General features: G+C 60.2%; 20 protein-coding genes. 11 read left to right on the top strand and 9 right to left on the bottom strand.

Features of this window, described 5'->3' with window-relative positions; all coding sequences use genetic code 11:
- Positions 1–159: 159 nt before the first annotated feature.
- A complete protein-coding gene (sbcB, locus tag SLW75_RS14885) occupies positions 160–1,590 on the top strand; it encodes an exodeoxyribonuclease I (protein WP_410934816.1) in 1,431 nt (476 codons plus the stop codon).
- A gap of 101 nt (positions 1,591–1,691) precedes the next feature.
- Here sbcB and mvaT read toward each other — a convergent pair whose 3' ends face one another.
- Positions 1,692–2,069, bottom strand: coding sequence for a histone-like nucleoid-structuring protein MvaT (mvaT, locus tag SLW75_RS14880; RefSeq protein WP_065992265.1), 378 nt, complete (start codon positions 2,067–2,069; stop codon positions 1,692–1,694).
- Positions 2,070–2,415: 346 nt separating this feature from the next.
- Between mvaT and purU the strand changes: the two genes are divergently transcribed.
- Complete coding sequence (gene purU, locus SLW75_RS14875; RefSeq protein ID WP_410934815.1) at positions 2,416–3,267, top strand: formyltetrahydrofolate deformylase; 852 nt, start codon at positions 2,416–2,418, stop codon at positions 3,265–3,267.
- Between the two features lie 104 nt (positions 3,268–3,371).
- Positions 3,372–3,560 (top strand): hypothetical protein, encoded by a 189-nt coding sequence (locus SLW75_RS14870; protein WP_410934814.1) that lies wholly within the window; start codon positions 3,372–3,374, stop codon positions 3,558–3,560.
- Here SLW75_RS14870 and SLW75_RS14865 read toward each other — a convergent pair.
- Genes SLW75_RS14865 through SLW75_RS14855 form a run of 3 tightly spaced genes read right to left on the bottom strand, consistent with a single transcriptional unit; the run spans position 3,537 to position 6,413 of the window.
- Complete coding sequence (locus SLW75_RS14865) at positions 3,537–4,532, bottom strand: YbhN family protein (RefSeq protein WP_083233245.1); 996 nt, start codon at positions 4,530–4,532, stop codon at positions 3,537–3,539. The two genes, SLW75_RS14870 and SLW75_RS14865, sit on opposite strands and share 24 nt — an antisense overlap.
- Positions 4,529–5,308, bottom strand: a complete 780-nt coding sequence (locus SLW75_RS14860; protein WP_410934813.1) for a DUF2334 domain-containing protein — start codon at positions 5,306–5,308, stop codon at positions 4,529–4,531. The genes SLW75_RS14865 and SLW75_RS14860 overlap by 4 nt, the downstream gene beginning before the upstream one ends.
- On the bottom strand, positions 5,301–6,413 hold the full coding sequence (locus SLW75_RS14855) for a glycosyltransferase family 4 protein (protein ID WP_410934812.1): 1,113 nt from the start codon (positions 6,411–6,413) through the stop codon (positions 5,301–5,303). The genes SLW75_RS14860 and SLW75_RS14855 overlap by 8 nt, the downstream gene beginning before the upstream one ends.
- 225 nt (positions 6,414–6,638) lie before the next feature.
- Here SLW75_RS14855 and SLW75_RS14850 point away from each other — a divergent pair, with 225 nt between their 5' ends.
- Entirely contained in the window at positions 6,639–8,129 is a 1,491-nt protein-coding gene (locus tag SLW75_RS14850; RefSeq protein ID WP_410934811.1) for a helicase HerA-like domain-containing protein, read from the top strand.
- Positions 8,130–8,233: 104 nt separating this feature from the next.
- On the opposite strand, the gene SLW75_RS14845 is transcribed toward SLW75_RS14850, so the two are convergent.
- Complete coding sequence (locus SLW75_RS14845; protein WP_065992277.1) at positions 8,234–9,706, bottom strand: inorganic phosphate transporter; 1,473 nt, start codon at positions 9,704–9,706, stop codon at positions 8,234–8,236.
- 244 nt (positions 9,707–9,950) lie between these two features.
- A complete protein-coding gene (locus SLW75_RS14840) occupies positions 9,951–10,148 on the bottom strand; it encodes a hypothetical protein (protein WP_037014498.1) in 198 nt (65 codons plus the stop codon).
- Positions 10,149–10,967: 819 nt separating this feature from the next.
- Between SLW75_RS14840 and pcaR the strand changes: the two genes are divergently transcribed.
- From pcaR to pcaD, 6 genes are all read left to right on the top strand, one after another.
- Positions 10,968–11,810: a pca regulon transcriptional regulator PcaR gene (gene pcaR, locus SLW75_RS14835; protein ID WP_065993181.1), complete on the top strand. Its 843-nt coding sequence runs from the start codon at positions 10,968–10,970 to the stop codon at positions 11,808–11,810.
- Between the two features lie 168 nt (positions 11,811–11,978).
- Positions 11,979–12,839 (top strand): CoA transferase subunit A, encoded by an 861-nt coding sequence (locus SLW75_RS14830; protein ID WP_410934810.1) that lies wholly within the window; start codon positions 11,979–11,981, stop codon positions 12,837–12,839.
- 17 nt (positions 12,840–12,856) lie between these two features.
- Positions 12,857–13,615 (top strand): CoA-transferase subunit beta, encoded by a 759-nt coding sequence (locus SLW75_RS14825; RefSeq protein WP_208600776.1) that lies wholly within the window; start codon positions 12,857–12,859, stop codon positions 13,613–13,615.
- Positions 13,612–14,814 (top strand): 3-oxoadipyl-CoA thiolase, encoded by a 1,203-nt coding sequence (pcaF, locus tag SLW75_RS14820; RefSeq protein ID WP_296309879.1) that lies wholly within the window; start codon positions 13,612–13,614, stop codon positions 14,812–14,814. Before SLW75_RS14825 ends, pcaF begins: the two co-directional genes overlap by 4 nt.
- Before the next feature lie 169 nt (positions 14,815–14,983).
- Entirely contained in the window at positions 14,984–16,273 is a 1,290-nt protein-coding gene (locus SLW75_RS14815; protein WP_065992283.1) for an MFS family transporter, read from the top strand.
- A gap of 88 nt (positions 16,274–16,361) precedes the next feature.
- A complete protein-coding gene (gene pcaD / locus SLW75_RS14810) occupies positions 16,362–17,150 on the top strand; it encodes a 3-oxoadipate enol-lactonase (RefSeq protein WP_410934809.1) in 789 nt (262 codons plus the stop codon).
- 91 nt (positions 17,151–17,241) lie between these two features.
- Here pcaD and SLW75_RS14805 read toward each other — a convergent pair whose 3' ends face one another.
- From SLW75_RS14805 to SLW75_RS14795, 3 genes are read right to left on the bottom strand one after another with little or no spacing between them, the layout of a single operon-like run.
- A complete protein-coding gene (locus SLW75_RS14805; protein WP_410934808.1) occupies positions 17,242–18,708 on the bottom strand; it encodes an AdeC/AdeK/OprM family multidrug efflux complex outer membrane factor in 1,467 nt (488 codons plus the stop codon).
- On the bottom strand, positions 18,705–21,839 hold the full coding sequence (locus tag SLW75_RS14800; protein ID WP_296309884.1) for an efflux RND transporter permease subunit: 3,135 nt from the start codon (positions 21,837–21,839) through the stop codon (positions 18,705–18,707). The genes SLW75_RS14805 and SLW75_RS14800 overlap by 4 nt, the downstream gene beginning before the upstream one ends.
- Positions 21,840–21,842: 3 nt before the next feature.
- Positions 21,843–23,003 carry an efflux RND transporter periplasmic adaptor subunit gene (locus SLW75_RS14795; RefSeq protein ID WP_065992288.1) on the bottom strand — a complete coding sequence of 387 codons (1,161 nt, stop codon included), beginning with the start codon at positions 23,001–23,003 and terminating at the stop codon, positions 21,843–21,845.
- 254 nt (positions 23,004–23,257) lie between these two features.
- Between SLW75_RS14795 and SLW75_RS14790 the strand changes: the two genes are divergently transcribed.
- On the top strand, positions 23,258–23,917 hold the full coding sequence (locus SLW75_RS14790; RefSeq protein WP_192135285.1) for a TetR family transcriptional regulator: 660 nt from the start codon (positions 23,258–23,260) through the stop codon (positions 23,915–23,917).
- The last annotated feature ends 49 nt before the right edge of the window (positions 23,918–23,966 follow it).

Here is a 23,966-nt window from a genome sequence, read left to right as displayed (position 1 = left end):
CAGTGTGGGAAGGGTCCTGTTACAACTTGCTGCCCACAGACAGCCGCCACTTTCGCACAAACTGTGTCGCAGTATCCCAAGCGGTGGTGTGCATCCGCTGGCGTCAGACGCCCAAAGGCATCTGATAAACTCGCCCGGTCTTTTGCTCAGGATCAGCCCGTGACTTCCAGCATCTTCTGGTACGACTACGAAACCACCGGGATCAATCCACGCAACGACCGGCCGCTGCAAGTGGCGGGCATTCGTACGGACGATCAGCTCAACGAGATCGGCGAACCGATCAACCTCTATTGCCAGCCCGGCGATGACATCCTGCCCCATCCGGCCGCGTGTCTGGTGACGGGCATTACGCCTGACCGGCTTGCGGAAAAGGGCCTGTGTGAAGCGGATTTCATGACGCGATTGCACGCAGAGATGTCACTCCCCGGCACCTGCAGCGCGGGATACAACACGTTGCGATTTGACGATGAGATGACCCGCTACAGCCTTTACCGAAACTTCTTCGATCCTTACGCCCGCGAGTGGCAGAGCGGTAACAGCCGCTGGGACCTGATCGACGTGGTCCGCACGGCTTACGCATTGCGCCCCGAAGGCATTGTCTGGCCGGAAGAAGAGGGCCGGGTCACGCTGAAACTCGAGCGGCTGACGGCGGCCAACGGGATCGACCATGGTCAGGCCCACGACGCGCTTTCCGACGTCCGCGCGACCATCGCACTGGCGCGCCTGGTTCGCGATAAACAACCCAAACTTTACGATTATCTTTTTGAGTTGCGCTTCAAGCACAAGGTGCAGGATCAGATTCGGTTGATGCAGCCGCTTGTGCATATATCGGGTCGGTTTTCCGCGGCGCGAAGTTATGTGAGCGTTGTACTCCCGCTGGCCTGGCATCCGGTCAACCGAAATGCATTGATTGTCTGCGACCTTTTCCATGACCACAGCCCGCTGCTGGACGAAGACGGCGAGACCTTGCGTCAGCGTCTATATACCCGTCGCGAAGATCTGCTCGAAGGCCAGTTGCCGGTCCCGCTCAAATTGCTGCATGTAAATAAATGCCCGGTCATTGCCCCGCTGAGCGTGCTTCGTGAGGAGGACCGTCAGCGTCTGCAATTGGACATGAGTGTTTATAAAATGCGCGTCGCCGCATTGAATGAAGGGCAGACGATCTGGCAGGACAAGTTGAAAAGCGTGTACGCCAACGACAACTTCGCTGCCAGTGAAGATCCGGAACAGCAGTTATACGATGGCTTCATCAATGACCGGGACCGTCGTCTCTGCGAGCAGGTGCGAACTGCCGAGCCGCAGCAACTGGCTACCGATGTCTGGCCGTTCGATGATCACCGACTGCCCGAGTTGTTATTCCGCTATCGCGCCCGCAACTTTGCTGAAACCCTGAGCGTTGCAGAGCAACAGCGCTGGCTGGCGTTTTGTCAGTTGCGCCTGAGCGATCCTCAGGCCGGCGCGCCGAATACGCTCAAGGCATTCAGCCGTGCGCTGATCGAGCTCTCACTGAAGGCCACGCCCGAGCAACTCAAGGTGCTCGCTCAATGGCAGGAATACTCTCTGGTGTTGAAACAGCGTCTGGCGCTTTAAGCCAGGCTGGATTAATGGCAGGCAATAAAAAACGCCAGCATCAGCTGGCGTTTTTTTGGGGTCGGACGTTTCAGTGCGACGACTGACTCTACACCCGGGAATTAACCCAGCAGAGTTGCCCAGCCTTCAACCTCGTCGCCGCCCCACTTGGCTTTCCACTCTTTCAACGTCTTGTGGTTGCCGCCTTTGGTTTCGATGATTTCACCGTTGTGCGGGTTCTTGTATTGCTTGACCTTGCGAGCGCGCTTGGTGCCAACCGGCTTTACAGCAGCGCCACGTGGCGCCTTCATTTTGGACTCTGGATCCAACAGCGCGATGATGTCGCGCAGGGATTTCTGATATTCGCCCATCAACGTGCGCAGTTTGCCTTCGAACTCAAGTTCTTTCTGCAGTTTGTCGTCTTGTTGCAGGTTTTGCAGGCGGGCTTGCAATTCTTTGATGGCTTCTTCTGTTGCGCGGTATTCGTTGATCAATGACATGGGGGTTACCTATGTTGTGATGGGCAAGATGCGATGGGCGCATAATAATCAGAGTGTTTGCGCAAGTAAACATTTAAGAAAAGTTTTATCCGTAGCATTTTGAAATAGCCGCAGACATACGCTCGATTTAGATACACATGTTGGGTTATAGAACGCCCCTCATGGTGCACTTCCAGCGAAGTATCTGGCGTCGAATTTCCGTCGCCGATGAACCGGTCTGGCACTTATGCATTAACCCCCGCAGGGTGCGCTTTTTTGCCGCCTGAAATGAGCGGCATACGGGTACTGCACAGTCCTCAGGTAATCGCTAGAATGGCGGCCTTTGCGAAGTTCTGGAGTTTTTCACATGCGCACTTTTCGTCTGGTGATTGCTTGCCCGGACCGTGTCGGTATCGTTGCCAAGGTCAGTAACTTTCTGGCCTCGCACAACGGCTGGATTACCGAAGCGAGTCATCACTCTGACAGTCTCAGCGGCTGGTTTTTCATGCGTCATGAAATCCGTGCCGATTCCCTGCCTTTCGACCTCGAAGGTTTCCGCCAAGCCTTTGCGCCTATCGCCGAAGAGTTTTCGATGGACTGGCGGATTACCGACTCCGCGCAGAAAAAACGCGTCGTGCTCATGGCAAGCCGGGAATCCCACTGCCTGGCCGACCTGTTGCACCGCTGGCACAGCGATGAATTGCACTGCGAAATCGCCTGCGTGATTTCCAACCACCAGGACCTGCGCAGCATGGTCGAGTGGCACAACATTCCTTATTACCATGTGCCGGTTGATCCGAAAGACAAAGAGCCGGCGTTCGCCGAAGTCTCGCGTCTGGTCAAACACCACGAAGCCGACGTTGTTGTGCTGGCGCGTTACATGCAGATTCTGCCGCCGCAGCTGTGCCGGGAATACGCGCATCAGGTCATCAACATTCACCACAGCTTCCTGCCTTCGTTTGTCGGCGCCAAGCCGTATCACCAAGCGTCGCTGCGCGGCGTGAAACTGATCGGTGCTACTTGCCACTATGTGACTGAAGAACTGGACGCCGGTCCGATCATCGAGCAGGACGTGGTGCGCGTAAGCCATCGCGACAGCATCGATAACATGGTGCGTTTCGGTCGCGACGTGGAGAAAATGGTGCTCGCTCGCGGGCTGCGCGCGCACCTGGAAGACCGCGTGCTGGTGCATGACAACAAGACAGTGGTCTTTGATTAAGCAGTGTCTAAGCGGTTTGGGGAGCCCGCTGAAGTTTCAGCGGCTCACTTCACCATGATGGTGTGCGAACACTCAGGCTTCTGCGGCGAGACAGGCGGAACAACATGAGCGACCCCCTCGACAAAGCCACATCCAAAGCCCCGCCGACCCTTGGCGAGGGGTGCCTGAGCCGTTACGACGTCGACGCAATGTCGCCGGAAGACGGCACGGACTTCGAGGGGGCGCAAGCGTTATGGAAAGAACTGACGTCTGCCAAACAGGAAGACGAATCAGACAGTCTTGATCCGCAGTAGCTTGTTTAAAAGTGGGCGCCCGACCATCAACAGAAACACCGGACCGCCTGCGACCAGATAGAAGTAATAGGTGACGATCCGCCAGATAAGGATCGCCGCAGCTGCCGTCGACTTGCCCATCATCGGCGCCAACAAGGCCGCCGACGTCAACTCCGCAGCTCCCGCACCGCCCGGCGAGAGGCTGAACTGCCCGGCGCTCAGCGAGAGCATCTGCACCAGAAACGTCCACGCCCAGTCGATATTCACGCCCAACCCTTGCAACGCCAGGTACAGCACGCTGTAACGCAGACTCCAGTGCACGCAGGTCAGCGCAAACACTTGTAGCAGTATGCGATGGGGCATCTTCCAGGTTTCCGCCAGCGCGTCGCGAAAATGCAACAGCTTGCGCGCCCAGCGAATACGCGTGGTGTTCTTGCGTTTCAGACGTTTGAGCACCCGACCGTTGAACAGAATGATGCGTCGGTGATACCGCGCGAAACCGGCGCAGGCGCAAAGCCCGGCGCCGATCAGCAGGGCGCTGGCAATGAGCATCCATTCAAGATTTTCGCTGAGCTGGTGGAACACCGCGTAAATCAGGATGCCGATCAGTGCGAGCAGGAAAAACACCAGATCCATCAACTGGTCAGTGGCGAAAGCCGCTGTGCTCTTCGCCGGGCCGATGCCGCTGCGCGAGAGCAGTGCCACCAGCGTCAGAGGCGCTCCGCTGCCACCGGGTGTCGCGCAGTAGGCAAACTCGGTCGCCATGACCACGGCAAGGCTCTTGCGCATGCCGAGCCCAGTGGCGGCGTCGCCGAGTAACAGGCGCAGGCGCATGGTGTTCATGCACCAGCCCACCAATACCATGCCGAACATGCCGATCAGGAGCATTACCGGGAAATTGCGCAGGCGATGAAACATGTCCGCCCCGCCCATGAAAAACGGAATCAGCAGGGCGAGTATCAGTGCTGCTGCAAGCCAGCCAAGTCGCCTCACGCCGCAGACCTGGCGGCATTAAGGCCCTGTAACCAGGCAAATTTGCTCGTCGGCGTGCGGCCGTCGTTCAGCAGGCGCTCAAGGGCTTGCAGCCAATAAAGACGGGAGAAGTCGTGGCGCATGTCCACAGGGTGCAGACCCAGACGAATAGTTGCGGCGTTGTGCAATTGAGCCTCACGGTGGTTGCTGACGATTTTTGATACGCCCCGGCGCCAGGCGCTGCGAGCGCTCCAGACGATGCCGGGTGCATCGATCTCGGAAAAGTCCGGCAGACGATACAAGTGTTGGGCATCACTTGTGTAGTCCAACGGCAATTTTCGCAGGGCATCGCGCGTGCCTTCGCTCATCAGCCAGGCCGGTGCAACGAACCCGTGAAGCGGCCAGTCTTTGCGCCGGAACACTTCCATGCCGGCTTCGAGTCGCTCCATCGCCTGCTGCTCGTTGAGGGTGTAGAACTCGCCTTCCCAGGTGTAAATGCGGCGCATGAAAAAGTCCTGCGGCGTGCGCGGGGCAGGGCTGTCGTCGCAATGGTGATACCCGTGCAGCGCCAGTTCATCGCCCCGTGCAAGACGGTCGTGCATCAACCGCTGGAAATCCGGGTTGGCATCGATCGGGTCGTGCTTGTGGAAGTCCGGCACCACCAGCCAGGTAATGGGCACGTTTCCCAGCGCATCGACGGCTTCCACAAACGGGCGATAATCCGGCCAGGTCTGGGGTGCCACGTCGTGAAGGACCAGCATGACGCTGCGTGGCGTGTTCGCCATGTGATCAGCCATGGGCATACCCCGGCTGGTGGGCGCCGAGCACTGCGTGGTAATGGCCGAGCAAGCCGGCGACGACGGTGTCCCACGCGTAGTGCCCCTCGACATGACGCCGCGCATTCGCGCCTCGGCGTGCCGCATTCTCGGCAAACAACTGACGCACGGCGGCCGCCATGGCCAGCGGGTGATTGGGTTCGCACCGCAGGCCGCAGTGCTCTGGGATGATTTCGCCGAACGCACCGGCATCCACCGCGACCACCGGGATCCCGCTGGCCATGGCTTCGATCACCACCAGGCCGAAGGTCTCCTGATCCCCGGCATGCACCAGCGCATCAGCGCTTGCCAGCAGACGCGAGACCTCGGCGGCAGGGCGGAATTTATCCACAACCGTCACGTTTGTCGGCACGCTGGTTGGCATATGGGAGCCCACCAGCAACAGGTGATAACCCGCGCCCAGCGCCTTCATGCAATCGAGGAGAACGGTCAGGTTTTTCTCTTTCGACCCACGGCCGGCAAAGATAAGCAGGTGTGTTTCTTCTGTCAGGCCCAGTTCGGCCTTGAGGCCCGAATCTCGGCGAGAGGGATGAAACGTCTGCAGATCCACCCCCAACGGCTGCACATGAACGTTCTTCACACCCAGGCGGGTCAGCTTCTCCGCCATCGCGGCGCTCGGCGCCAGCACCCGGTCAAAGTTGCCGTAGAGCTTGCTCACGTAATTCTCGACGTTGGCGCCCAGCCAGGTGCCGATGCGGTTGCTCACCAGCAGCGGCAAATCGGAGTGGTAGAAGCCAATCACCGGCACGTCCAGTTGGCGCCGGGCATCCAGTGCCGCCCAGGCCGTCAGGTAAGGATCGCCGACTTCAATGAGGTCCGGCCGCAGGCTTCGCAGGGCAGCTCGCCAGGGACCGACGCGCAGCGGGAACCGATAGCCGTTGCCAAAAGGCACGGGCGGCGCCGGCACCCGGTACACGCCGTCCTCATGACTGCTTTGCGGCCCGGGAATCAGCAGGCTGTGGCGCACGCCCGGGTAAAGCGCGAGGCGACGGTGTTTAGCGTCCAGATACGTGCGCACGCCACCGCTGGCAGGGGCGTAGAACATGGTCATGTCAGCGATATGCACAGGATGCCTCCGTCCATTGATCGGTCCTTCTGGTTGACCGTCCACACATACAGATGTTCGGTTGCAGAACGTCGCACCCATGCCTGAGCCTAGGCCAATGGACGAGCGTAACGCCGCTTGCGCTAGAGTAGGGAGGTGGCCTGAGGGCTGATCAGGGGCGCCGGTCCAGTCGGGCTGTCGCCGCAGTCCCCTCGGGAATATCAAATGCGACGCTTGGGTGAACGAATGCCTGACTCACAACAGATTTTTATTGGCGCTGACCTGACGGGCCAGCCGGTCGGGCAGGCGATGCGTCTGGCCAATCGTCACGGATTGGTGGCCGGCGCGACCGGTACCGGGAAAACCGTCACCTTGCAGCGTCTGGCGGAGGTGTTCAGCGATGCTGGCGTGGCGGTGTTCGCGGCGGACATCAAGGGTGATCTCTGCGGGCTCGGTGCTGCGGGTGAGCCCCAAGGCAAGATCGCCGAGCGCATCGCCGGCATGCCCTGGTTGCACCATAAACCTCAGGGTTATCCGGTGACGCTGTGGGATGTGCACGGTGAAACGGGCCATCCGTTGCGCACGACCCTGTCGGAAATGGGGCCGCTGCTGCTGGGAAGTTTGCTGGAATTGACGGACAGCCAGCAGTCGGCGCTCTACGCCGCATTCAAGGTGGCGGATCGGGAAGGTCTGTTGTTGCTGGACATCAAGGACCTGAAAGCGCTGCTCAACCATCTGCGTGACAACCCCGACGTGCTCGGCGATGACAGCGCCTTGATGACCACAGGCTCGAGTCAGGCGCTGTTACGTCGGCTGGCGGTCCTTGAGCAGCAGGGCGCGGAGGCGCTGTTCGGCGAGCCGGCGCTGCAGCTGGAAGACATTTTGCAGCCCGCAAGCGACGGTCGCGGGCAAATTCATCTGCTTGATGCCAGCCGGCTGGTGCACGAGTCGCCGAAGGTCTATGCCACCTTCTTGCTGTGGCTGCTGGCGGAGCTGTTCGAGCAGTTGCCCGAGCGCGGCGATGTCGATAGGCCCTTGCTGGCGCTGTTCTTCGACGAGGCGCATTTGCTGTTTGCGGATACGCCGAAAGCGCTGCAGGAGCGGCTGGAACAAGTGGTGCGGCTGATTCGCTCGAAAGGCGTTGGCGTGTATTTCGTCACTCAGTCGCCGGGGGATCTGCCGGACTCCATTCTGGGGCAGCTCGGTTTGCGCATTCAGCACGGTCTGCGCGCGTTCACCAGCAAGGAGCAACGATCGCTGAAAGCCGTTGCGGACGGTTTTCGCCCCAATCCCGAGTTTGATGCGCTCTCGGTGCTGACGGAGTTGGGCATCGGCGAGGCGCTGGTGGGCACGCTGCAGGAAAAGGGCACGCCCGAGATCGTCCAGCGTGTGCTGGTCGCGCCGCCGCAATCTCGCATTGGGCCGTTGACCCAGGCCGAACGCGCCGCGCTGATCGCCCGGTCGCCACTGGCCGGTCGCTACGACAAACCCGTGGATCGCGAATCGGCGTATGAAATGCTGCTGGCGCGCAAAGGTGCATCGGTAGATCCCGCACACAAACCTGCCGCTGAGGAGAAGTCAGAAGGCGGCTTTGTCGACATGGCCGGTGGATTTCTGGGCGGGCTGGCGGGGCAGGCGGTCAAAAGTGCGATGCGCCAGGCCGCCACCCAGATCGGTCGCGAACTGGTGCGGGGATTGATGGGATCTTTGCTCGGGGGTAGTAAAAAACGCCGCTAGGCCTTCGCGCGCCAGCTCATTCCGATGAATGCGCCTTTGATCCAGCGCCCACAAAAAAGCCCATTCAATGAATGGGCTTTTTCAGAACGGCCGGTGCAGTCAGGTCAGGCCAGCGCTTTGGACGCCAGCCAGAACAAGCCTGCCGACAGCGCGACAGTGGCGGGCAGGGTCAAAACCCATGCCAGCAGAATGTTGCGAACTGTCCCGCCCTGCAGGCCGCTTTTGTTCGCCACCATGGTCCCGGCGACGCCGGACGACAGGATGTGAGTCGTTGAAACCGGCAGGCTGAATACGTTGGCCAGCGCGATGGCGCTCGCGGTGGTGATCTGTGCAGACATGCCCTGAGCGTAGGTCATGCCTTGCTTGCCGATCTTCTCTCCGATGGTCAACACGACGCGTTTCCAGCCGACCATGGTGCCGATGCCCAGCGCCAATGCAACGGCGAAGATGACCCAGAACGGCGCGTATTCAGTGGTCGCGGTCAGGTCCTTGCGCAGTTTCTCCAGATCCGATTTTTCACGGGCATCCAGGGCCGGCAGCTTGCCGACTTTGCGTGCCGTGTCGTCCAGGCACAGCAAGTAGCGACGCACTTCAATGCGACGCTCTGGTGCGAGGCTGTGGTAGTCGTTGACGCCCTTGAGGTTGCTCAACAGCGCATCAATGGTCGGCTCGGTTTGCTCAGGGTTGCAGCTGAAACGCTCGGGCAGGTCGCCGGCCGCCGATTTGCCCAATGCCAGGTACTCGCCCAGGGTCGCGTTATTGCGCTGGTAAAACTGGCTCAGGTGCTGGGTCGCGTCTCGGGTGCGTTCGATCTGGTAGGTCGTGGTGCTCAGGTCGAGCACGAACTGCGCCGGGACGATACCGATCAGCACCAGCATGATCAGGCCGATGCCTTTCTGACCATCGTTGGAGCCGTGAACAAAGCTCACCGCCATCGCCGAAATCACCAGAACCAGGCGATTCCAGAAAGGAGGATGCTTTTTGTCGTCGAGCTTGCGGCGCTGTTCCGGGGTCTTGTGCATTTTGGACAGGGGACGCCAGGCCTTGAGCCCCAGCAGTACCAGACCTGCCACGATGAAGCCGGCCAATGGCGAGAACACCAGCGAAGCGCCGATATCGATCGCTTTTTGCCAGTTAACGCCTTCGCCCAGCGGAATGTTATTGATCAGCGCATTGGCCAGGCCTACACCCAGAATCGACCCGATCAGCGTGTGGGAGCTGGATGCCGGGATACCAAAATACCAGGTGCCGAGGTTCCAGGTAATGGCCGCCGCCAGCAGCGAAAACACCATGGCCAGACCGTGACCGGTGTTGACGTTGATCAACAACTCGACCGGCAGCAGATGGACGATGGCATACGCCACGCCGACGCCACCCAGGAGCACCCCGAGAAAATTGAACACACCCGAGAAAAATACCGCCAGATGAGGCGGCATGGCCTTGGTGTAAATGACTGTCGCCACCGCGTTGGCGGTGTCATGAAAGCCGTTGATGAACTCGAAGGTGAGGACAAACGCCAGGGCGAGCAACAAGCTCACAATCACCCAAGCATCCAGTCCGCTGAATAAATCGATCATGGAAGGTTTTCTGACCCGGTCTTAAGGGGGCGGGATTATGACAGAAAAAAAACTGCGCGATAGGCGCGCTGCTCATTGGTAGCAGCCTGCGACGAAATTTCTGTCCTGCCAGCCCGTTGACTTCCTGTCGTGAAGGAGCGTGCGAAGCATCCCTGAACCATAGACGAGTCTGTAAAACCTGGCGTTAAGGCACTTGAAACGCTTGCCGTCGGCTGTTTGAGTCAGCGACCGGCAAGCGGGCGACTCAAGGCTCTTCCTTGAGTTCTTCTTCCATCTTCTGCAGCTCTTGCTTGAACGCCTGGTCAAGCAGGCTGGCCCGTTTGCGCCAGGGCTTGCGCTCTGGCTCGGGCTGGGCGGCGTATGTTGTCACTTCGCCGCCGTACACTTCTTTGTAACGTTGTTCCTGGCGCTCTAGTTCTGCGCGCAGTTCATCTTTGGTCACGTTAATACCTGATCGAGTCGAATGTAATCCCGGTGATGACGCCGAGTCTGGAAGTGTCGCACCTGACGATCGCAATGTATCGGATCAGGAATACTCATCGGGCAGGGGCGCTGCGCAGGATGATTAACACTTCAAGCAAGGGCGGCTACGTGCACCAGAATGAAAAAACTGTCGTAGCAACATTCTTTATTGATTGCCTGCAGGATGGCAAATGACCAAGGTATTGGCCTGCCGTCGCTGAACATTGCGATCGAGTCGAGCAATGCCTGCGTGAGTTTGGATCCATGCCGGATAAGGCGGTGGATTAAACAGCGCGGTAGCGGTATTGGGCCTCAATGACGGCCACTATCGCGAAGATGCGCAGGCGAGTCAACTGTCGAGACTGTCGCAGTCGGACAACTGAGGATTTATACCTTTTTGATGTACGAAGGTTCCTAAGTTGCCCAGTCCGATTTATGACGTAACTTGGTGAGTCAAATGTTTAACGCTACAGGCAGTTTTCTGGCGACGTAAATTCACGGGTTATGAAACCGCGAATAGCAGATGTGTATTTATGCGCTTACACATAAATGCGAAAGGCAGAGACAAAAACGGCCTTGGGTTAGCAAGGCCGTGCCTGGGACTTCTCAGTGGGTACCTGACCAGTAATCCAAAGAAGCCTCATATGGCAGGTGAAAGGTATAAGCAACCGTACGGCCGGTCAATTGCGATTATCGCCCACTCGTTCGATAATCGCACAAAGCTGGCTTGCCGTGGGTTCCAAAACAGGCGAGAGTGGCGTTCTACAAGGCTTTCGCGGCCACGACGAACGGTGCCAGCATGAACGATCAATTGCGTAATTCTTTCACGTCACTTGCGCCGCCGATTGTTGCGTCCCCCGCTAAAAGGATTCAGGCGCTCACCGGTGATCCTGACTTCATGACCTCTCTGGCGCGAGGGTTGGCCGTCATCCATGCATTTCAAGAGCGCAAGCGGCACCTGACCATCGCGCAGATCAGCCACCGCACGGAAATCCCCAGAGCAGCAGTTCGTCGCTGCCTGCACACACTGATCAAGCTGGGTTACGCCACCACTGACGGCCGCACGTACTCGCTGCTGCCGAAAGTGCTGACCCTCGGCCATGCCTATTTGTCCTCGACACCCTTGGCGGTCTCGTCGCAGCCGTATCTGGATCGCATGAGTGATCAGCTGCACGAGGCCTGCAACATGGCCACACTGGAAGGCGACGACATTCTTTATATAGCCCGCTCCGCCACGACTCAGCGATTGATCTCCGTGGACCTGGCAGTGGGTGGGCGTTTGCCGGCGTACTGCACGTCCATGGGCAGAATCCTGCTGGCGGCGCTGGACGATGTGTCGTTGCAGGAATACCTCGACCATGTCGACCTGCAACCCAAAACCAGCCGCACCTTGCGCACTCCCGAAGCCTTGCTCGAATGCCTGCAGCAAGTGCGACAACAGGGCTGGTGTATTGTCGACCAGGAACTCGAGCAGGGTTTGCGTTCCATCGCGGTGCCGGTCTACGACGCATCGGGTCAGGTGCTCGCGGCGCTCAATGTCAGCACCAGCGCCGGTCGGGTAACGCGTAACGAGCTGGAGCAGAAGTTCTTGCCCATCATGCTGGATGCCAGCCGTGACCTCAGCACGCAGCTCTTTACCTGATGCTTAAAGGGCCGGACACACGCAGCCGGCTCGCAATCACCACTCTCCGTTCGGTGATCGAACACTTAGTCGATTATCGGATTGTTCCGCTTCGGCCCCAGGCATAACCTCATTTGCAACGCCGCCTCTGTCGAGACACGGTAACCAAGTGTGAACCTGGAGCACCCCATGGCTGCAATTCTTTCCCTTCACGAAGCGGTGACGCAATTCGTCAACGATGGCGACACCGTTGCGCTGGAAGGCTTCACCCACCTGATTCCTACCGCGGCGGGCCACGAGCTCATCCGTCAGAAGAAGAAAGACCTGACGCTGGTGCGCATGACTCCCGACTTGATCTATGACCAATTGATCGGCGCCGGCTGTGCGAAACGGCTGATTTTCTCGTGGGGCGGCAATCCGGGCGTCGGCTCGTTGCATCGGCTTCGCGACGCGGTCGAACGGCAATGGCCGCAACCCCTGGAGATTGAAGAACACAGCCATGCCGACCTTGCCAACGCCTACGTGGCGGGGGCGTCGGGTCTGCCTTTCGCGGTGCTGCGTGCTTACGCCGGCTCCGATCTGCCGAAGGTCAACCCGCTGATCAAATCCGTGACGTGCCCATTCACCGGCGAAGTGCTGGCGGCGGTGCCGGCGGTACGTCCTGACGTCACCGTTATCCATGCTCAAAAAGCCGATCGCAAAGGTAACGTGCTGCTGTGGGGCATCCTTGGCGTGCAGAAAGAGGCAGCGCTGGCGGCCAGGCGCTGCATCGTTACGGTCGAGGAAATCGTCGATGACCTCAAGGCACCGATGAACGCTTGCGTGCTGCCAACCTGGGCGCTCAGTGCTGTCTGCCTTGTGCCGGGGGGCGCTCATCCTTCCTACGCCCACGGCTACTACGAACGCGACAACCGTTTCTATCAGGCGTGGGACGCCATCGCCCGCGACCGTGAGGGGTTTACCGCCTGGATTGACGAATACATCCATGGCACCCGGGATTTCAGTGAGTTCAAGAGCAAGCTGGCCCATGTGGCGGAGACTAACCAGTGAACTATTCCACAAGCGAAATGATGACCGTCGCCGCCGCACGTCGGTTGAAAAATGGCGCCGTGTGCTTTGTCGGCATTGGTCTGCCCTCCAAAGCGGCCAATCTGGCGCGCCTGACGTCATCGCCTGACGTGGTGCTGATTTATGAATCAGGGCCCATCGGTGCCAAGCCTGATGTGCTGCCGCTGTCCATCGGTGACGGCGAACTGGCGGAAACCGCTGACACCGTGGTGTCCACCAGCGAAATCTTCCGTTACTGGTTGCAGGGCGGCCGTGTCGATGTCGGGTTCCTCGGCGCGGCTCAGGTCGACCGGTTCGGCAATATCAACACAACGGTGGTCGGCGACTACCACCACCCGAAAGTGCGCCTGCCGGGGGCGGGGGGCGCGCCGGAGATCGCCGGGTCGGCCAAAGAAGTGCTGATCATCCTCAAGCAGTCGCCGCGGACGTTCGTTAACAAGCTGGACTTCCTGACCTCAGTCGGCCACGGCGAAGGCGGCGACGCCCGCAAGCGCCTCGGCCTGCCGGGGGCCGGGCCGGTTGGCATTATCACTGACCTGTGCATCATGGAGCCGGAGGCGGGCACCCACGAATTCGTCGTGACCACGCTGCACCCGGGCGTGACCCGCGAGCAGGTGATCGCCGCCACCGGTTGGGACGTGCGTTTTGCCGACACCGTCGCGAATTCCGATGCGCCTAGCGAGTACGAACTGAACGCGCTGCGTGATCTGGAAGCGCGTACCGCTGCCGCCCATGGTCAAACGCCGGGAGAAGCATGATGCGTGACGTCTTTATCTGTGACGCGATTCGTACCCCCATTGGCCGTTTCGGTGGCGCCCTGGCGAGCGTTCGGGCGGATGATCTGGCAGCGTTGCCGATCAAGGCCCTGATGGCGCGCAACCCGTCGGTCAACTGGGATGAGCTGGACGAAGTGTTCTTCGGCTGCGCCAATCAGGCCGGTGAGGACAACCGTAACGTCGCCCGTATGGCGGCGCTGTTGGCGGGGTTGCCGGCCAGCGTGCCGGGCGTGACCCTCAATCGCCTGTGCGCTTCGGGCCTGGACGCGGTGGGTTCTGCGTTCCGCGCCATTGCCTGCGGTGAAATGGAGCTGGCCATCGCCGGCGGCGTCGAATCCATGTCCCGCGCGCCGTTCGTGATGGGCAAGGCCGACACGGCATTCGGCCGCACCCAAAAGCTGGAAGACACCACCCTGGGCTGGCGTTTCGTCAATCCGCAGATGAAGGACCGGTACGGCGTTGAGAGCATGCCGCAGACCGGCGACAACGTCGCTGAGGATTTCGGCATCTCCCGGGAGGATCAGGATGCGTTCGCCCTGCGCAGCCAGCAACGCGCGGCGGCGGCTCAGGCTGCGGGCTTCTTCGCCGAAGAAATCGTGCCCGTGTGGGTCGCCCACAAGAAAGGCGAGACCGTCGTCGACACCGACGAGCACCCCCGTGCCGACACCAGCCTTGAGGCACTCGGCAAGCTCAAGCCGGTCAACGGCCCCGGCAAAACGGTCACGGCCGGCAACGCAGCGGGGCTGAACGACGGCGCGGCGGCGATGATTCTGGCGTCCGCCGAAGCCGTGAAGAAACACGGCCTGACGCCCCGCGCCCGCGTGTTGGGCATGGCCAGTGCCGGCGTGGAGCCACGCGTCATGGGCATCGGCCCGGTGCCGGCGGTGCGCAAACTGCTTGGACGGCTGGGGATGGCGGTCAGTGACTTCGACGTCATCGAACTCAACGAGGCCTTCGCCAGCCAAGGCTTGGCGGTCATGCGTGAGCTGGGTATCGCCGACGACTCGCCGAAGGTCAATCCCAACGGTGGCTCGATCTCGCTGGGGCATCCGCTGGGCATGAGCGGCGCGCGTCTGGTGCTGACGGCCTTGCATCAATTGGAGAAAACCGGCGGCAGCAAAGCGCTGGCAACAATGTGCGTCGGTGTGGGGCAGGGGCTGGCCCTCGCGATAGCGCGCTAAACGGCAGTCCCGCAACTCAGCCACCCGAGTCATCGGTTGCTTCCACGAAAGGAGCAACTTGCTGACTCGGGTGGTTGTCATTGTGATGTCGAAACGTTACTGCTTAAGTCTAAATGTTGCAGGTTATGTCTTAGACTGGCTGACCTTACTAACACCTGGGGAGATAATAATGACAACGACTCACTACACCGGCGAAGAACGGCGCAAGCGGATCTTCGCCATCGTCGGGGCTTCATCGGGCAACCTCGTCGAATGGTTCGACTTCTACGTCTACGCCTTCTGCGCCATCTATTTCGCGCCTGCGTTCTTTCCTTCCGATGACCCGACCGTTCAATTGCTCAATACAGCGGGTGTTTTTGCTGCTGGCTTCCTGATGCGGCCTATTGGCGGCTGGCTGTTCGGTCGCGTGGCCGACAAGCACGGCCGCAAGAACTCGATGATGATTTCCGTGCTGATGATGTGTGCGGGCTCGCTGGTCATCGCCTGCCTGCCCACGTACGCGTCGATTGGCGCCTGGGCGCCGTTTCTGCTGTTGATGGCGCGCCTGTTTCAAGGCCTGTCGGTGGGTGGTGAGTACGGCACCACCGCCACGTACATGAGCGAAGTCGCGTTGCGGGGGCAGCGCGGGTTTTTCGCTTCGTTTCAGTACGTGACGCTGATTGGCGGCCAGCTGTTGGCCGTGCTGACCGTGGTCATTCTGCAGCAGTTTCTCAGTGCCGATGAGCTGAAAGCCTACGGCTGGCGGATTCCGTTCGTGGTCGGTGCGGTGGCGGCGGTGATTTCGCTGGTGCTGCGCCGTTCGCTGAAAGAGACCACCACCGCCGAAGTCCGCCAGAACAAAGACGCGGGCAGCGTGTCTGCGTTGTTTCGCGATCACAAAGCGGCGTTCATCACCGTGCTCGGCTACACCGCCGGCGGCTCGCTGATTTTCTACACCTTCACCACGTATATGCAGAAATACCTGGTCAACACCGTGCACATGGACGCCAAGGTCGCGAGCTACATCATGACCGGCGCACTGTTCCTGTACATGTGCATGCAGCCGGTGTTCGGCATGCTCGCTGACAAGATCGGCCGTCGCGCTTCGATGCTGTGGTTCGGCGGGCTGGGCACGCTGTGCACGGTGCCGCTGCTGCTGACCCTGAAAACCACCACCAGCCCGATCATCGCGTTCGTGCTGATCACCCTGGCGCTGGCCATCGTCAGTTTCTACACCTCCATCAGCGGCCTGGTGAAAGCCGAGATGTTCCCGGTTCAGGTGCGGGCGCTGGGCGTCGGCCTGGCCTATGCCGTGGCGAATGCGATCTTCGGCGGTTCGGCTGAATACGTGGCCCTGGGCCTGAAAAACATGGGCATGGAAAACACCTTCTACTGGTACGTCACCGCGATGATGGCGATTGCTTTTCTGTTCAGCCTGCGACTGCCGAAGAAGCCGGCTTACCTGCACGAAGATCACTGATCCCCGGATCTTGAGGCGCGCGTCCTTGCCGGGCGCGTGCCGTCCCTATTGATCACACTCATTCCACGTGTTTCACGGAGCGACTGCCATGGCGTTCGTACAACTCGAAGACGGTGAGCTGCATTATGAAATTGACGGCCCGGTGGATGCGCCGGTGCTGATGCTGTCCAACTCACTGGGCACCGACCTGCATATGTGGGACGCGCAGATCCCGGCGCTGAGCAAGTCATTCCGCGTCGTGCGTTACGACACACGCGGCCACGGCCAGTCCCTGGTCACCCAGGGGCCTTACACCCTCTCGCAACTGGGACGCGACGTGCTGGCGCTGCTCGATGCATTGAACATCGACCGCGCGCATTTTTGCGGATTGTCCATGGGCGGCCTGATCGGTCAGTGGCTGGGCATCCATGCCAACGACCGGCTGCACAAGCTGATTCTGTGCAACACCGCCGCGAAGATCGGCGATACGGAAACCTGGGCACCGCGCATCGCGCAGGTGGAGAAGGGCGGTGAGCGGGCAATGACGGAAATGGGCGCTGGCGCCATTGGGCGTTGGTTTACCCCCGGCTTTGCCAGTCAGCACCCCGACAAAGTCACGCCCATCACCGACGTACTGGCGGCAACTTCCCCGTTGGGTTACGCCGCCTGCTGCGCGGCCGTCCGGGATACCGATCTGCGCAAGGAAGTAGGTTCGATCACCGTGCCCACGCTGATCATCTGCGGCAGCCATGACGCCGTCACGACGGTGGCGGACGGGCATTTTCTGCAGAACCACATCCACGGCAGCGAGCTCTCCGACTATTACGCCGCGCACCTTTCCAGCGTCGAGTTGGGTGAAGTCTTCGCCCTGCGCGTGACGGAATTTTTGCTGGCGTGACGTCTGCGGGCTGCTCGCTTACGGCTTGAAAAAGCCGTGGTGACAGCCAAAAAAAACCCACCAATTGGTGGGTTTTTTCATACGCGCTGGATCAGAACAAGCGGGTGGACGGCACATCGCCCGCGGTCGGCTGACGCTCGCCGGTCGGGGTCTGTTCGTACCAGCCGCCGCCCAGGGCGCGGTACAAATTGACCTCGCTGCTGAGCTGGGACAGGCGATCGGTGATCAACGACTGTTGCGCGTTGAACAACTGACGCTGAGCGTCGAGGAATGTCAGGTTGCTGTCGATCCCGATGCGGTAGCGACGCTCGGCCAGGCGGTAGTAGTCCTGGTTGGCGTTGACGAAGTCCGTCTGCGCCTTGAGCTGATCGGTATAGGTCTTGCGCGCGGCCAGACCGTCGGAAACTTCCTGGAACGCCGTCTGAATCACCTTCTCGTAATTGGCGACGCCGATGTCTTTCTGGATCTTCGAGTAGTCGAGGCTTGCGCGCAGACTGCCTGCGTTGAAGATCGGCAGATTGATCGTCGGCTCGAACAACCACGTCCCCGAACCGCCCTTGAACAGGCCGCTCAGATCGCCGCTCGCCGTACCGGCACTGGCCGTGAGGCTGATGCTCGGGAAGAACGCGGCACGTGCGGCGCCGATGTTGGCGTTGGCGGCTTTCAGGCTGTATTCGGCCTGCAGAATGTCCGGACGACGCTGCAGCAATTCCGACGGCAGACCCGCTGGCATCTCGTTGAGCATGTCAGCGCTCAACGGTTTCGAGGCGGGCAGGTTGGCTGGCAGACTGGTGCCCAACAACAGCACCAGGTTGTTTTCGTCCTGGGCGACCAGCCGCTGGTACTGGGCCAGCTTGACGCGGGCGCTTTCGACGGAGGTGCGCGACTGCGCCAGGTCCAGCGCCGAGGCCACACCCACTTCGCTGCTGCGGGAAGTGAGACGCAGGCTTTCTTCGAAGGCGCCCAAGGTGTCCTGGGTCAGCTTCAACAGCTCTTTGTCCGCTTCCCACGTCAGGTAGGCATTGGCAACGTTGGCCACCAGACTGATCTGCGTGCTGCGACGGCCTTCTTCACCGGCGAAGTAGGTCTGCAGCGCCTGCTCACTCAGGCTGCGCACCCGGCCGAACAGGTCCAGCTCATAGGAACTGATGCCCAGACCCACCGAATACTGACTGGTGATATTGGATTCGCCCGTTTGCGACAGGTCACCCGGAACGCGCTGACGCGTGCCGCTGCCCGAGGCTGCGACGGCCGGGAACAGGTCCGCACGTTGAATGCGGTACTGCGCGCGGTAGGCGTCGATGTTCAGCGCGGCGACGCGCAGGTCGCGGTTGTTTTGCAGCGACGTCTGAATCAGCTGCTGCAGCGCCGGGTCATGGAAAAACTGACGCCAGCCCTGTTCGGCTGCGGCTTGATTCGCCGCCTGGGCCGGCGAATACGCCGGACCTTGCGGGAACTGAGCCGGCACCGGTGCGGCGGGCTGCTTGTAATCGGGTATCAACGAGCAGCCGCCGAGAATGAACGCGGTGACCGCCAGCGAGATCAGGGACTTGCTCATTGGCCAGCCTCATCGTGTGGAGTGTGTTTCTGTTTGCCTTTGAACAGCGAGGATATCGAAACGAAGAACAACGGTACCCAGAAGATCGCCAGAATAACCGCGGTGATCATACCGCCGATTACGCCCGTACCGATCGAATGCTGGCTACCGGCACCGGCACCCGAGGAAATCGCCAGCGGGACTACACCGAGGATGAACGCCATGGACGTCATCACGATCGGCCGCAGACGCATCCGGCAGGCTTCGATGGTTGCGTCCACGATGCCCTTGCCCTGCTCATGCAGTTCCTTGGCGAACTCGACGATCAGAATGGCGTTTTTCGCCGCCAGACCTACCGTCACCAAGAGCCCTACCTGGAAGAACACGTCGTTGGACAGGCCGCGCAGGCTCGTTGCAACCAGCGCACCGATCACCCCCAGCGGGATCACCAGCAGCACGGCGATCGGAATCGACCAGCTTTCATACAGCGCCGCCAGACACAGGAACACGATCAGAATGGACAGTGCGTACAGCGCCGGAGCCTGGGAACCGGACAGACGCTCTTCATAGGACAGACCCGTCCACGAGAGACCCACGCCGGCCGGCAATTTCTTCGCCAGTTGCTCGACCTCGGCCATCGCTTCACCGGTGCTGTAACCCGGCGCCGGAGTACCCAGCACTTCCTCGGCCGGCACACCGTTGTAACGGGACAGCTTCGGCGAACCGAATACCCACTCTCCGCTGGCGAACGAGGCAAAAGGCACCATCTCGCCGGCGGTATTGCGCACGTACCACTTCTTCAAGTCTTCCGGCTTCATCCGCGCACTGGCATCGCCCTGCACGTACACCTTCTTGACCCGACCGCGGTCGATGAAGTCGTTGATGTAGCTGCCACCCATCGCGATGGACAGCGTGGTGTTGATGTCCGACAGGCTCAGACCCAGGGCCTGCGCGCGCTCGTCATCGATGACCAGTTGATACTGCGGCTCATCGTTCAGACCGTTCGGACGCACGCCCGCCAGAATCTTGCTCTGTGCCGCCATGCCCAGCAGTTGGTTACGCGCTTCCATCAGCTTGGCGTGACCCACGCCGCCCTGATCCTGCAAATACACGTCGAAACCGGTGGCGTTACCCAGTTCCAGTACCGCAGGCGGTACGACCGCGAAGGTCATTGCATCGCGGAAACCGAAGAAGTGCTGCTGCGCCCGTTTGGCCAGCTCGAACACGCTGTTGGAGGCATCACGATCGCCCCACGGTTTCAGCATGATGAACGCCAGACCGGAGCTCTGACCGCGACCGGCAAAGTTGAAGCCGTTAACGGTGAACACCGAATTGACCGCGCCCGATTCTTCTTCCAGCAGGTACTTACGCATGTTGTCGATGACGGTCTGCGTACGTTCAGCCGAGGAGCCCGGTGGCGTCTGCACCTGGGCGAAAATGACGCCCTGGTCTTCTTCCGGCAGGAACGCGCTCGGAATGCGGGTGAACATCCAGATGGTGCCGCAGACGATCAGCGCATACACGATAAAGGCCGGAACCTTGTGCTTGAGCATGTTGCCGACGCCACGCTCGTAGCTCACTACGCTGCGGTCGAAGGTACGGTTGAACCAGCCAAAGAATCCACGTTTCGGCTGCCCGTGTTTCTCGTGGTCGATCGGCTTGAGCAGGGTGGAGCACAACGCCGGGGTGAAGATCAGCGCGACCAGTACCGAAAGCGCCATCGCCGAAACGATGGTGATCGAGAACTGCCGGTAGATCACCCCTGTGGATCCGCCGAAGAACGCCATGGGCAACAGAACCGCACACAGCACCAGGGCGATACCGACCAGTGCGCCCTGGATCTGCTCCATGGATTTGATCGTGGCGTCCCGCGGCGAAAGTTTGTCCTCCGCCATCACCCGCTCGACGTTTTCCACCACAACGATGGCATCGTCCACCAGCAAGCCGATGGCGAGAATCACCCCGAACATGGTCAACGTGTTGATGGTGAACCCAGCCGCCGCGAGGATCCCGAACGTACCCAGCAATACCACCGGCACGGTCATCGTGGTGATGATGGTGGCGCGGAAGTTCTGCAGGAACAGGTACATCACCAGGAACACCAGGATGATCGCTTCACCCAGGGTGTGAACCACACCGGTGATGGATTCCTGAACCACTGGCGTGGTGTCGTACGGGTAAACCACTTTCATGCCAGGCGGAAAGAACGGCTCCAGCTGGGCAATCGTGGCGCGGATCGCCTTGGCGGTGTCCAGCGCATTGGCACCGGTCGCCAGCTTGATCGCCAGACCGGAGGCCGCCTTGCCGTTGAACTGTGCGTCGATGCTGTAGTTTTCGCCGCCCAGACCGACTTTGGCGACGTCTTTGAGACGAACCTGCGAACCGTCCTGATTGACCTTCAACAGAATGTTGCCGAACTGCTCGGCCGTCTGCAGACGGGTTTTACCGATGATCGTGGCGTTCAGCTGCTGGCCCTTGAGCGCAGGCAAACCGCCGATCTGGCCGGAAGACACCTGAACGTTCTGGGCAGTGATGGCCGTCTTGACGTCGACCGGCGTCAGCTGAAAGTTGTTCAGCTTGGCCGGATCGAGCCAGATACGCATGGCGTACTGGGCACCGAAAACCTGGAAGTCACCCACACCGGAGGTACGGGAAATCGGGTCCTGCATGTTCGACACGATGTAGTTGGACAAGTCTTCCTTGCCCATGCTGCCGTCTTCGGACACCAGACCGACGACCATCAGGAAGTTCTTCACCGCCTTGGTCACGCGGATACCCTGTTGCTGCACCTCTTGGGGCAGTAGCGGGGTGGCCAGGTTGAGCTTGTTCTGCACCTGAACCTGAGCGATGTCGGGGTTGGTCCCCTGGTTGAACGTCGCGGTGATGGTCATGCTGCCGTCGGAGTTACTTTCCGAGGACACATAACGCAGGTTGTCGATACCGTTGAGCTGCTGCTCGATCACCTGAACCACGGTGTCCTGCACGGTTTGCGCATTCGCGCCCGGGTAGGTCACCTGGATTGCGATGGCCGGTGGGGCAATGGCCGGGTATTGGTTGATCGGTAGCTTGAGGATCGAAAGCGTCCCCACCAGCATGATCACGAGGGCAATTACCCACGCGAAAATTGGCCGGTCGATAAAAAATTTCGACATGAATTACTCCCCTTTGCTGCCTGCGGCTTTATCAGTTGCCGGGGCAGTTGCCGGGTTAGCTGCATTGACGTTGGTGGCTTCGGCCACTTTCACTTCAGCGCCTGGCTTGACGTATTGCAGCCCTTCGGTAATCACGCGATCACCTGCGCTCAAGCCTTTTTCTACCAGCCAGTCGCTGCCGATAGTGCGGTTGGCGACCAGGGTCCGGGACTCGACCTTGTTATCGGCATTCACCACCAGTGCGGTCGGGGTGCCTTTCAGGTCGCGGGTGACGCCTTGCTGTGGAACCAGAATCGCATTTTCAGCCACGCCCGATTGCAGTCGTGCGTGCACGAACATGCCTGGCAGCAGCGTGTGGTCCGGGTTCGGGAACACGGCGCGCAGCGTCACGGAACCGGTGGTCTGGTCGACCGACACTTCGGAGAACTCGAGCTTGCCTTCAGTTGAATAGAGGCTGCCGTCTTCCAGCACCAGCTTGACCTTGGCGGCGTTGTCGCCGGCTTTCTGCAGCTTGCCGCTTTCCAGCTCGCGACGCAGCTTGAGCATTTCGGCCGAAGACTGAATCACGTCGACGTAGATCGGGTCGAGCTGCTGAATGGTGGCCATCGCATCGGCCTGACCATTGCTGACCAGCGCACCTTCCGTCACCAGCGAACGACCAATGCGGCCGGAAATCGGCGCGTAGACCTTGGTGTAACGCAGGTTGATCTCGGCTGTCTGCACCGCCGCTTTCGCTTCACGGGCCGAACCCACCGCCGTGTCGTATTCCTGACGGCTGACCGCTTGCTCGTTGATCAGCTGCTTGTAGCGGCCAGCGAGGGAGTTGGAGGATTCGTAGGTGGCTTTGGCGCTGTCCAGGGTGGCCTGGTAAATCGCCGGATCGATCTGGTAGAGCTGCTGACCGGCTTTGACGTCTCCACCTTCGGTGAACAGACGCTTGAGGATGATGCCGTTCACTTGCGGACGCACTTCGGCGATCCGGAACGCGGTGGTCCGGCCCGGCAGTTCAGACGTCAGGGTGTAGGCCTGGGTTTTCAGAGTAACGACGCCGACCTGAGGGGGCGGTGGTGCTGCGGCCGCTTCTTCCTTCTTGCTGCATCCGGAGAGCAGCGATGCCAGGGCGACGGCAGTGACCAGAACGGTAACAGCTGGCTTGAATTGCATGAAGATCCTCGGGTCAGGAGCCTGAACTCATGAAAAGTGGAAAGGGGCGGGAAAGGGTTCCTGCTGGATAAGTAGGATGCTAATGAATATACTTACATTCACGGTTGTTTGTAAACACCCAAGAGTGTGACACTCCAGCGCACCGAGGGCATCGATTGTAGATCCGGGACAAGGCATTACAAAGGCCGCCCGACATGCTGTTCGGGCCACTCGACCAGAGCGCCTGACGCATTTTCATAGAGGTTTTTACTGCCATGGTCCGACGCACGAAAGAAGAGGCTCAGGAAACCCGCAGGCAGATTCTGGAAGCTGCCGAGCAGGCTTTCTATGATCGAGGGGTTTCCCGCACGACGCTCGCCGACATTGCGGCCCTGGCTGGCGTGACCCGTGGCGCGATCTATTGGCATTTCAGCAACAAGGCCGATCTGGTCCAGGCGATGCTCGACAGCCTGCACGAGCCCCTCGAGGAAATGGCAAGAGCGAGTGAGAGCGAAGATGAGGTTGATCCACTGGGATGGACGCGCAAGCTTCTCATTCATTTGTTTCAACAAGTTGCCAGCGATCCTAAAACCCGCCGCATCAATGAAATCCTGTTTCATAAATTCGAATTTACCGACGAAATGTGTGACATGCGGCAACAACGGCAGTTTGTCTGGCTTGACGCCAACGAGCGGATCGCACTGGCACTCAGTAACGCCTCCCGGCAAGGCCAGCTCCCCGCTGACATCAATCCGCAACGCGCGGCGATCTGCCTGCACGCCTATATACACGGCATTCTCGGCCAGTGGCTGCTGGTGCCGGAAAGCTTCTCGCTGCAGGATGATGCGGAGCGATTGGTCGATGGCATTCTCGACATGCTCCGCTTCAGCCCGGCGTTGCGCGACCCGGTGTCTCCCGCTTTCTCAGTCAGCTGACCTGTCAGCACCGGGCCGGTCCCTGGGAAAACGGCGCTGTGTGGCGGTT

This window comes from Pseudomonas sp. W5-01 (assembly GCF_046540435.1).
Classification (GTDB): Bacteria; Pseudomonadota; Gammaproteobacteria; order Pseudomonadales; family Pseudomonadaceae; genus Aquipseudomonas; species Aquipseudomonas graminis_B.
Note: the sequence above shows the minus strand (reverse complement) of the source record. Positions and strands in the feature narration are given on the sequence as shown.